General features: G+C 76.2%; 9 protein-coding genes. 4 read left to right on the forward strand and 5 right to left on the reverse strand.

All coding sequences use genetic code 11. The features are described from left to right. Positions 1 to 75 precede the first annotated feature (75 nt). From C892_RS0120145 to C892_RS0120165, 5 genes are all read right to left on the reverse strand, one after another. A complete protein-coding gene (locus tag C892_RS0120145; RefSeq protein ID WP_017558647.1) occupies positions 76 to 1,149 on the reverse strand; it encodes an ABC transporter substrate-binding protein in 1,074 nt (357 codons plus the stop codon). Beyond that, on the reverse strand, positions 1,146 to 1,994 hold the full coding sequence (locus tag C892_RS0120150; RefSeq protein ID WP_017558648.1) for an ABC transporter ATP-binding protein: 849 nt from the start codon (positions 1,992 to 1,994) through the stop codon (positions 1,146 to 1,148). Before C892_RS0120150 ends, C892_RS0120145 begins: the two co-directional genes overlap by 4 nt. After that, the gene (locus C892_RS0120155) at positions 1,991 to 3,016 is read right to left on the reverse strand and encodes a FecCD family ABC transporter permease (protein WP_017558649.1); all 1,026 of its coding nucleotides are present in this window, start codon (positions 3,014 to 3,016) and stop codon (positions 1,991 to 1,993) included. The genes C892_RS0120150 and C892_RS0120155 overlap by 4 nt, the downstream gene beginning before the upstream one ends. A gap of 158 nt (positions 3,017 to 3,174) precedes the next feature. Further along, a complete protein-coding gene (locus C892_RS0120160; protein WP_017558650.1) occupies positions 3,175 to 5,052 on the reverse strand; it encodes a prolyl oligopeptidase family serine peptidase in 1,878 nt (625 codons plus the stop codon). Further along, a complete protein-coding gene (locus C892_RS0120165; protein ID WP_017558651.1) occupies positions 5,052 to 6,272 on the reverse strand; it encodes a hypothetical protein in 1,221 nt (406 codons plus the stop codon). The genes C892_RS0120160 and C892_RS0120165 overlap by 1 nt, the downstream gene beginning before the upstream one ends. Positions 6,273 to 6,424: 152 nt before the next feature. On the opposite strand from C892_RS0120165, the gene amiA reads away from it, so the two are divergent. From amiA to C892_RS0120185, 4 genes are all read left to right on the forward strand, one after another. Further along, on the forward strand, positions 6,425 to 6,544 hold the full coding sequence (gene amiA / locus C892_RS32655) for a streptamidine family RiPP (RefSeq protein WP_017539016.1): 120 nt from the start codon (positions 6,425 to 6,427) through the stop codon (positions 6,542 to 6,544). 557 nt (positions 6,545 to 7,101) lie between these two features. Continuing rightward, positions 7,102 to 7,935 carry a hypothetical protein gene (locus tag C892_RS0120175; protein WP_017558652.1) on the forward strand — a complete coding sequence of 278 codons (834 nt, stop codon included), beginning with the start codon at positions 7,102 to 7,104 and terminating at the stop codon, positions 7,933 to 7,935. After that, a complete protein-coding gene (locus C892_RS0120180) occupies positions 7,932 to 8,957 on the forward strand; it encodes a CocE/NonD family hydrolase (RefSeq protein ID WP_017558653.1) in 1,026 nt (341 codons plus the stop codon). The genes C892_RS0120175 and C892_RS0120180 overlap by 4 nt, the downstream gene beginning before the upstream one ends. Continuing rightward, positions 8,954 to 10,417, forward strand: coding sequence for a YcaO-like family protein (locus C892_RS0120185; protein WP_017558654.1), 1,464 nt, complete (start codon positions 8,954 to 8,956; stop codon positions 10,415 to 10,417). Before C892_RS0120180 ends, C892_RS0120185 begins: the two co-directional genes overlap by 4 nt. Positions 10,418 to 10,420: the final 3 nt, after the last annotated feature.

Genomic DNA, 10,420 nt, shown 5'->3' on the forward strand with positions numbered 1-10,420 from the left:
CGCGGGTTGGTGTCGCGGGGGCGGGTGCCCGGTCGGCCCCGGTCGTGCCGACCGGGCACCCTTGTCGGGGCGCTTTTAGAACGCGTCGGGGTAGAGGGCCTTCGCGATCCTCTCCACGGCGTCGATGTTGCCGAGGGTTCCGGGGTGGAGGTCGGCTTGGGGGACGGCGATGAGGGTGTCGTTCTCTACGGCGGCGACGTCCGGGAACGTGCTCTGGATGTACTCCCGGGTCTTCTCCGCCTGGTCCGGGCCCGAGACTCCGAAGACGATGGCCTCGGGGTCGCGGCTGATGATCTCCTCAGGGTTGATCTCGGCCGCGAAGAAGTCCTCGAACTCCGGGGCGTCCGGGTCGAAGACGTTCTCTCCCCCTGCCGTGGCGATGATGTCGGCCTCCACGCCGGCGCCGATCGCCGTGAGGGACTCGCCCTCGACGAAGACCTGGGCGACGGTCGGGCGCTCCTCCCCCTCGATCGCCTCCTCGACGGCCGCCAGCCGCTCCTCGGCGTCCGCCGACAGCTTCTCGGCCTCGTCCGGGACGCGCATGATCACGCCGAGGTTCTCGATGTCGGTCACGACGTCGGTGACTTCGGCGGTGTTGCGGCGGTCCGCGCACCCTCCCGTCGCGACGTAGGCCTGGGCCCCGTTCTCCTTCAGCTGGTCGATGCCGGCGAACCCTTGCTCCGCGGTGAACTCGTACTCCGTGGGCGAGACCACGAGGTCGGGTCCGGCGGCGAGGAGGTCTTCGCGCGCCGGCGGCGCGTCGGTGCTGAGCTCGGGGACGTCCTCGGCCGCGTCGGCGATGTCGTCCGGCAGCGCCGAGACCTCGGTCTGCGCCTGGCCCACCAGGGAGTCCTGGAGGCCGAGCCGGATGAGCATCTCGGTCTGCGACGGCATCATGCCGACGACGTTCGCCGGGGTGGCGTCGAAGGTGAGCTCCCGTCCGCAGTTCGTGACGTTCACGGTCTCTTCCGCGCCGTCGGCGGCCGAGGAACCGTCCGGACCGCCGGTGACCCCCGTGCCGCAGGCCGTCAGGGCGAGGGGGATCGCGCTCAGCGCCGCGAGGACGGAGGCGGGCCTGCGCGGGCCGGCCGGCGGCAGCGGTCGCTTTCGGAGGGGGCGGGCGGGGGTGCGGAGGGGATTGCTGTTCACGGGGTGGAGATTCCTTCCTCGGTCGGGACCGGGTGGTCGGTATCGGGAGCGGGGGTGCTCGGGTCCGGGGTGTCGGAGGGGGTGCGGGCGTCGAAGACGAAGTGCCGGCGGCCGGACCCCGGATGGGCCACGGCGGTCGACTCCACCCCGAACACCGAGCGGATCAGGTCCGTGCCCAGGACGTCCTCCGGCGGCCCGAGGGTGCGCAGCCGCCCGCCGTCCAGCACCCCGACCGCGTCGCAGTAGCGCGCGGCCAGGTTGAGGTCGTGCAGCGCGACCATGGCCGTGCGGCCGGTGCCCCTGACGAGGTCGACGAGTTCCAGCTGGTGGGCGATGTCGAGGTGGTTGGTGGGCTCGTCCAGGACGAGGACGGGTGTGTCCTGGGTCAGCGCGCGGGCGAACAGCACGCGCTGGCGCTCCCCTCCCGACAGGGCGGAGAAGGAGCGGTCGGCCAGGTGCCCCGCGCCCACCCGGTCGAGGGCGTCCTCCGCGACGGCGATGTCGTGGTCGGAGTCGCGGCCGAACCCCTTGCCGTGCGGAATGCGCCCGAGCAGGACGAGGTCGAGCACGGGGATCTCGAACTCCTCGCTGTGCTCCTGGGCCATGACCGCCACGCGCCGGGCCAGCTCCCTGCGGCTCAAGGAGGCGGTGTCAGTGCCGTCGATGCGCACCCGTCCCGCGGACGGGGCCGCGATGCCCGACACGGCGCGCAGCAGCGTGGACTTGCCGCTCCCGTTGGGCCCGAGCAGCCCCAGGACCGTGCCCGAGGGCACCGCGATGCTCACGTCGGCGACCACCCGCCGACCGCCCCGGTGCACGTCGAGCCCGTCGATGTCGACCCTCATCGCCGGCCCCCCGTGCTCTCGGCGCGGTCCCGCCGCAACAGCCACAGGAAGAAGGGCGCCCCCACCATCGCGGTCAGCACGCCGAGCGGGATCTCCGCGGGCGCGGCGAGCGTGCGCGCCAGGAGGTCGCACAGGGCGAGGAAGACGGCGCCGCCGAGGACCGCCACCGGCAGCATCCTGCGGTGGTCCGACCCGACGGTGATGCGGGCGATGTGGGGGATGATCAGCCCGACGAACCCGATGCCGCCCGAGACCGCCACGACCGCCCCGGTCAGCAGGGCGGCGGTGACCAGGATGCTGCTGCGCAGCCGGTTCACGTTGACGCCGAGCGTGGCGGCCGCGTCGTCGCCGACGAGGAGCGCGTTGAGCGCCCGCGCCCGGAACGCCGTGAAGATCCCGGCGGCCAGCAGGGCGGCGGCGGGCAGCGCGAGGTGCCCGGGCGTGGCGGCGGAGACGGAGCCGAGCAGGAAGAACATGATGCTGAAGACGTTCTGTGCGTCGGTGGTGATCGTGAGGTAGCTGGTCACGGCGCTGAAGAGGGCGCCGAGGGCGACCCCGGCCAGGATGAGCCGCTGAGGTGCGATCCGCCCGTTCTTGCGGGCGAGCAGGTACACGGCGGCCGTCGCCGCGAGCGCGCCCGCGAAGGCCGCGGCCCCGATCCCCAGGGAGCCGGCTCCGATCCCGAGCACGATGAAGGAGACCGCGCCGACCCCCGCTCCGGCGGAGACGCCGAGGATGTAGGGCTCGGCGAGGGAGTTGTGGACCACCGCCTGCATCAGCGCCCCGGCGAGCGCGAGCCCGGCGCCCGCCAGCGCGGCGAGCAGGGCGCGGGGCAGCCGGAACTGCCAGACCGCGTTGTCCTGCACCGTGGTGAGCGAGCCGTCCGACATCCAGGGCATGCCCGGCAGCAGGTGGCCCAGGACGATCTTCAGCGCGTCGGCCGTGGAGACCGCGATGGTGCCGGTGCTCGCGGACAGCAGGAGGACGGTGAGCAGCGCGGCCGTGAGCGCCGGCACGAGCACGCGGGCCGCGAGCGCTCCGCGGCGTCCGCGGCGCCGGGTGGGCGTCCTCCGAGCGCGCCCGGGGGCCGCGTCCGGTTCCGGGGGTGTGCGGGTCGCCGTGGCGGTGCTCCCGCCGGCGTGCCCGTTCGATCGGGCAGGGGGCGTGTCGTGTGTGGGTGTCATGTCCGCTTCGTCTCGTCCGCGCGAGGTGGTCCGGATGGTTCGGGTGGTCCGTGTGCTCCAGGTGGGCCGGCAGGGCCGGTGCTTGCCGCGGGTGCCGGGCGGGGGAGGCCCGCCCTGGTGGCGTGTTCGGCGAAGCCGAGGACGGCCGCGCCCAACCGGTGCAGGCGGTCCAGGTGGTTGCCGCCGTGCCCGGTCCCGGGGGCGCGCCAGAGCTCGGCGGAAACGCCCTTGCGGCGCAGGGCGGCGACCATCCGGACCGTGTCGTCGGCGGCGACCCGGGAGTCCTCGTCGAGCACGATCCCGAGGAAGGCGGGGTGGTCGGCGGCGTGGGCGAGCTCCTCCGCGCGACGCAGGGGCGAGACCGCCTCGAGCTGCGCGCGCCCCTCGGCGGTTCGGGGATCGCCGAACTCGCCGACCCACCGGCGGCCCAACGGGTGGGCGTCGAGGTCGAGCAGGTCGAGGGGCGCCGCGGTGCTGACGACGCCGGCGCACAGCCCGGGTTCGGCGAGCGCGCAGGCGGTGACGACCACGCCCCCGTGCGAGGCGCCCGCGAGGACGAGCAGGTCGGGGCGGGTGAGACCGGCATCGACGAGGCCGCGCGCCGCGGCGGCGAGGTCGGCGATGCCGCGCTGCTTGTTGCGCCCGCGGCCCGCCTCGCGCCAGGCGCTCCCGTGCTCCCCTCCCCCGCGGATCTGCGCGACCGCGTACCGGCCGCCCTGTTCGGTCCAGGCGGGCACGGTGGGCTCGAACACCGGCAGGCTCGGCACCCCGAACCCTCCGTAGCAGGTGAGGATGAGCGGCGCCGGACCGTCGGCGTCCTCCGGGGAGGTGAGGACGACCGTGATGTCCGCGCGGTCGTCGGCGGTGATGGTGACGTGCTCCGTGCGCGCGGCGGCGGTGCGCTGAACAGGCGCGGGTGCGCCGGAGCCTTCCGTGCCGCCGAGGAGGTCCCCGGCGGGGACCGGCCGCGGCGGCAGTGCCGGCCCCTCCAGCAGGGCATGGAACTCTCGGGCGTCGTAGGCCACGCCCGTCACGACCGCCGGTTCACCGTCCCAATGGACCGTGCGGTGCTCGGCCGGTCGTCCTCCGTCCAGCCGGACGAGGACGCTGCGCCCCTCGCACACCCCAGCGACCAGCACCTGGTCGCCGTGCGCCGCGAACGAGGTGATGCGCACGCCGGCGTCGGACCAGCGCCACCGAACGGCCCCGCTCTCCGCATCGAGGGCGTGGAGGCCGCCGCCGTCCTGAACGACGACCTCATCGGCCGCGTCCTCCGGCGCCACGACGCGCACGATGCCGGGGAAGGCGCCGAGCTCGCGCCCGGTGGCACGGTCGATCAGCCTGGTCGGGCGGCCCGCACGGCTCTCCGCGGCGAGTCCGCGCCGTCCGCCGGGGAACAGCCGCACGCGGATGTCCGAAGGGAGGTCGGACTCCCGGCGCTTCCCGCTCTCCGCGTCCAGTTCGACGAGCCGCCGCGACCCGGCAGCGGCGACCTCCAAGCGCGAGGAGTCCTCCCGCCACAGAACCTCGTCGTAGCGGCAGCGGACGGCCGGGTGGCGGTGCGACGCACCGGTGGCGGTGTCGACCAGGACCAGCACGGCGTCCTCGTCGGCTCCGTCGGCGAGCTGGACCGCGATGCGGCCCCCGTCCGGGGACGGCGCCATCTTCAGGATGTGCCCGTCGGGCTCGAACACGGCGGTCCCGTCACAGAACCGGTAGATCCCGTACCGGGTGCGGCCGGCGGGCCGGGCGAGCGCGTACCCGGTGTCGGGCAGCCCCAGGCGGGCGTGCCGCTCCCAGCGGGAGAGCGCGGCGTCGACGGCCGGTGAGGCCGGGTAGGGCGGGTGGGGCGGTCCGTTCGCCTTCGTCGCCATCAGCGCCCGACCGGGTCGGTGCCGGCGTCGGGCGAGGAGGACGGCCAGAGCAGGTGTCCGCCTTCGTGGAGCGGGCTCGGGAGGGCGACGGTCTCGGTCCCCTCCTCCCGGACGAGGTGGATCTCGCCGTCCCCGCCGCGTGTGACGGCGGCCGTGGTGCCGGACGGGTCGAGGGCCACGGCGCGCCGCTGGGCGGGGGCGCCGCCGACGGGCTCCCAGGGCAGTCGCCCGGGTGCGGGCGGGTGCGACATCGCCGGAAGCGCGGTCTGCCACAGGGGCCGCATCCGCGGCCCGCTCCGGTCGATGAGGGTCAGCCGGTCCCCGTCGGGGTGGATGGTCGCCACCGCGGCCCGCCCGCCGCCGAGGGCGAAGCGGAACGCCAGGCCCGGCGGGAGGTCCGCGTGCCGTGTCCGCCCGGTTTCCAGGTCGATCTCCACCAGGGCGTTGGTCCAGGAGGTCCATGCGTCCGGCGCCCCTGGGCCACGGACGACCCCGAGGGCGCACCCCGTGGCCGGATCGAACCGCAGGTAGTAGGCCCGCCCGGCCACCGGCCAGGGGACGGCGCCCAGGGGGCGCGGCAGGCCGTCCTCGACGGCGAAGCGTTCGAGTCCGCGCCGGGTCGCCGTGGCGGCGGTGCCGGTGCGCTGGTCGACGACGTCCCCGTGGCCGTCGTCGGCGATGTCGTGGGTGGTCGCGCCCCGCACCTCGGGCACGTGCGGTCCCGCCGCGGCGGCGCGCTCGAGCGGGACCGCCTCGATCGCCCCGGGCTCCCGGTGGCGGATCAGCAGGACGGCCTCGCCGCTGCGCCGGTCGGGGACGATCATCACGCCGGGCTCGCCGGTACGCACGCGGAACCGGACGGGCTCCCCGTCGTCCAGGTCGACCAGGGTGACCACGTCGCTCCACGGTTCGGCGTTGGCCCCGGCGCCGGTGGTGACGGCGACGTGGCGGCCGGCCGGGTCGCAGGCGAGGTGTTCGGCCGGGATGGCGATCGGGTGGCGCCGCTCACCGGCGGGCCCGCCCACCACCAGGGCGCCCGCGCGGTCGTCGGCGTAGGCCCACCGCGCGTGCCGCGCGCCGGAGGCGCCGCCGGGCGGCAGCGCCAGGAACCCGGCGTGTTCGGCGAGGACGCCGCCGCCGAGTTCGCGGACGGAGCCGCCGGCGAGGGCGTAGGTACGGGCGGCGCGGTAATCGGCGACGACGAGCTGTTCGTGGGGCACGCGAGAAAAGTACTGGAAATGAAAATCGTTATCAAGTACGGTGATCCGCGTTCGCTCCCCTGCGAACCCGTGTCCGGCGCGTCCGGTGCACGCGACGCGTTCGGCGTGGCCGTCGTGTCCGGCGCGGTCGTCCGAGATGGAAGGAGTCCCCCATGGACAACCAGGAGCTCGCCGCGAACGAGGAGATCGTCGCCGAGATCGAGGAGACCGAGCAGCTGGCCCACCTGTCGGCCTCGCACTCCAACGCTCTCGTCGAGAACCCCTTCGACTGACCGGATCGGCGAACGCTTCGGCAGACGCCGCTGATCCCCGTCCGGGCGGCCCCGGCCGCCCGGACGGGCCTCCGGTCCCGGCCGTGTGCGCCGGAACGGAGTCGTCTGGGCGCCCCGCCGGCTTCCCCGCGTCCGGCGACAGAGGCGTACCGCAGGACGGTCGCCTCCCCTGCACGCATCGAGCGCGGCGGCGCAGCGCCGGACCTCTTCGGCGGTGCGCCCCCGGACCCGTCGCCGCTCGGCGCAGGCCCGGGTGGCCGGGGCATGCACCATGCGGGTCACCGCGACCGCGGCGCAGGGCCCGGTCCGAACGCCGTTCTCCGCCCCGGTCGGGCCGGCGGCGCACCGTGGCGCCCCAGCAGGTCGGAATCGGAGGGGCACACCCCCGGGGCGGTGCGGCCCGTTCCTGCTCTGACCGGCCGGTCCCGGACCGGCCGAGCCCAGGACCCACCGTGATTCCACCGCGCGCGATCGCCGGGCCCGGTCCCGGCTCCACCCGCCCCTACGAACCCCCGACGAACGGCCACAGCGCCCCCACGGAGAAAGGGAGAGCCACCATGACCGGGCCCCCTCGCCTCGCCCGCCTTCCCGGGACCGGCACGGACGTCCTCATCGACGGCGACGGCACGGGGGCCGTCCGCACCGCGTCAGGGCGCTTCCTCCGCCTGCAGTCACCGCCGCCCGGACTCTTCGACGCTCTCACCGGGGGCGCCGGGGACGAGGCGTCGTCCGCCTATGTCGACCGGCTCACCCGGACGATGTCCGCCCGCGAGCGCGACGACGCCGAACGCCGGTGGCCCGCCCACCGGCGCGACGTCGCCCTCGTCGGCGGCGGCCCGGTCACCGAGGCGCTCGCCGAGGCCCTCGCCGGGCTCGGCGCCGACGTCACGCGCCACCCGGGCGGCGCGCAGGACGCCGCCGACCCGGGACCGGGCACGCCGCGGCTCGTGGTCGCGTTCGCCGAGACGCCCGCCGAGCGGGAGGGATGGGCCGCGCTCGACCGCCTCCCCGAGCACGGGGCCGCCTGGCTCCGCGGCTACCGGGAGGGCGCCACCTGCTTCGTCGACCCGATCGCCCTGACGGCCGAGGACCCCACCGCCCGGCAGGTGCACCGGCGGCGCCTGGCGGCCAGCCCGGTCCCGCGCGAACTCGCCGCCTGGCAGCGCTCGGCGACCGCCGCCCCCGCACCGCTGCCCGCCGCCGCCCGCACCCTGGTCGTCGGCCGGATGCTCACGGCCGCGCTGGCCTGGGCGCAGGAGACGGACGAGCTGACGCGGCTGCGGACCACCCTGTGGAAGTACGTCTCCGCCTCCGGAACCGCCACCGAGCACACCGTCCTCGGCTACCCCGAGCCCTTCGATCCGCACACCGGGACGGGCGCACGGCCGTGACCGCCGACGGACCGCTCGACCACGAATGCCCCGCCCGGGACGGCACGGTGCTGCGCGGGCTGCTGTGGCGCTGCCCGGATCCGGCCGGGCTCGTGCTCATCAGGACCCCCTACGACGCGCGCGCCCATGCCCCGACCGCCCGTTCGTGGACCGGGCGCGGCTACCACTGCCTGGTGCAGGACGTCCGCGGGCGCTACGGGTCCGCGGGCGCCTGGTCCCCCTACGAGCACGAGGGCGCCGACGGCCGCGACGCGCTCGACCGCCTCCGTGCGGAGTTCCCCGGGCTCCCGCTGCTGCTGTTCGGGGCGTCCTACGCCGCGCACTGCGCCCTGGAGGCCGCCCGGGAGGCGGTCGGCGAAGGGACGGGCGGGGCGCCGCGGCGGTCGGCGGCGGACGCGGTCGCCGGGATCATCGCCCTGGTGCCGGCGCTCGGCCTCGCCGAGACCGCCTGGGACGCCGGCGGCCGCCCGCAACTGTGGCACCGGATCGGCTGGTGGCACATGCACGGGCGGGGCCCGCGGTCACGGCCCGCCCTGCCCGCCGCCGAGCTCGACCGGCGCGCGGCGCAGGCGCGCGAGCGCGGCCCCGTCGCCGCGGCCGCCGACTGGGCGTGGCCCGCCGCGACGATGAGCGGCTGGCGGAGGCTGTGGTCGGCCCGGCGGATCGACCCGCGTGCCCGGTACGGCCGGGTCGCGGCCCCGCTGCTGGCGATCGGCGGGGACGACGACCACTTCCGCGCCGACACCGAACGCCTCGCCCGGGGCTGGACCGGTCCGAGCCACCTGGTCGGCGGCCCCTGGGGGCACGGCCTCGTCGGGGGGATCCGGGACGAGGGCCTGCGCGCCCGCGTCCGGAGCACCGGCGGGATCGGCGGGGTCATCGACGCCTGGCTCGCGGTCCACGGCCCCCGGGGCTCCCCCGCGCCCTGGACCCGGATCCTCCTGCCGGCCCCCGGATCGCGTTCCCGCTCGGTCTTCGACCCCGCATCGGCCACCTGGCACCACGAACGGAGCACCCCATGACGGCCCCCACCAGCACCCGGCGCCCGCCCCTCGCCGCGGACGCCGTCCCACAGGAGGACGCACCGCGGCAGAGGCGGGACGGGGGCGCCCCCGACGGCGACCTCCCGGTCGAGGCGCTCGTCGACCCCGAGTGCGGGGTCGTCCGCTCGGTCCGCCCCGTCCCGCACCCCGAAGGGGCGCCGCCGTCCTACCTCGCGCTCACCGCGGCGGTGGCGGACGCCCGCCGGCTCGGCGAGTGGCCCGCCGACCGGGTCTCCCTGGGCACCTCCTTCGGCGACGCCGAACAGGCCCGGATCGCCGCCATCGCCGAAGGCGTCGAGCGGTACTGCGGGAACTGGCTCCCGGCGGACCCGCCGCACGGGGACCTGCGCGTGGCGACCGCCGACGAGCTGCGCGCGGACGGCGAGCCCGTCCTCGGCGGCGAGGAGCTCCCGCGCTTCGCCCCGTGGCAGTACACCCGGGAGGGCTTCCCCTACGCGCCCCTGACCGACGGCACCCCGGCGCTGTGGGCCCGGTGCACCGGCCTCGACGGCGCCCCCGCCTGGCTCCCCTCGGCGCTCGTCCACCTCAACTGGCGGCAGTCGCGCTTCCGGCACCTCCCGCGCACGCACCACCTGAACTACGCGGGCATCGCCACCGGCCAGGGGGTCGACGACGCCCGCGACCGCGGGGTCCTGGAGGTCGTGGAGCGCGACGCCCTGGAACTGTGGTGGCACCTGGACGGACCCGCCCACTCCATCGACCCGGCGAGCGTCCCGGGCCTGGAGGAGGACCTGCGGGGCGGCGCCCTGGACGTGTCCCTGGTCGCCATGCCCTCGGAGTTCGCCCCGGCCGTCGCGGCGCTGGTGCACGACGCCGGGCGCGGGCTGTACGCGGCGGGGTTCTCCGCCGCGCTCGACCCGGTCCGCGCGGCGCGCAAGGCGGTGCTCGAAGCGGTCCACACCTGGGTCTACACCCAGGGGTGCACCACCGCCGACGGCTGGGTCTTCCGAGCCGTCGAGGAGGGCCTGATGGCCCGCGGCCTCTACCTCGACTTCCGGGAGGACGCCGCCTACCTCGACGCCGCCGGCGAGCACTGCGCGAACATCGTGGACCTGGGCGCGCACGTCCAGCTCTGGCTCGACCCGCGGCTGCACGGGCAGGCCCGGCGGTTCACCGATCCCGCGCTCGGCACCGTCCCGGTCGACCGGATCCCCTCGGTGACCATGGACGAGGTCTACCGGAGGCTCGGCCGGCGCGGGCACCGGGTCTTGACCCGCGACCTGACCACGGCCGACATCCGGCGCACGCCCCTGCGGGTGGTGCGCACCTTCATCACCGGCCTCGTGCCGAACGCCCCCGCCGCCTTCGCCTACCTCGGCATGGCCCGCTTCGAGGAGGCCGCGCTCGAACGCGGGTGGCGCACCTCCTGGACGGGCGACCCGTCCGACCTCACCCTCGTCCCTCCGCCCCACATGTGAACC

Source organism: Nocardiopsis baichengensis YIM 90130 (genome assembly GCF_000341205.1).
Lineage (GTDB): Bacteria > Actinomycetota > Actinomycetes > Streptosporangiales > Streptosporangiaceae > Nocardiopsis_A > Nocardiopsis_A halophila.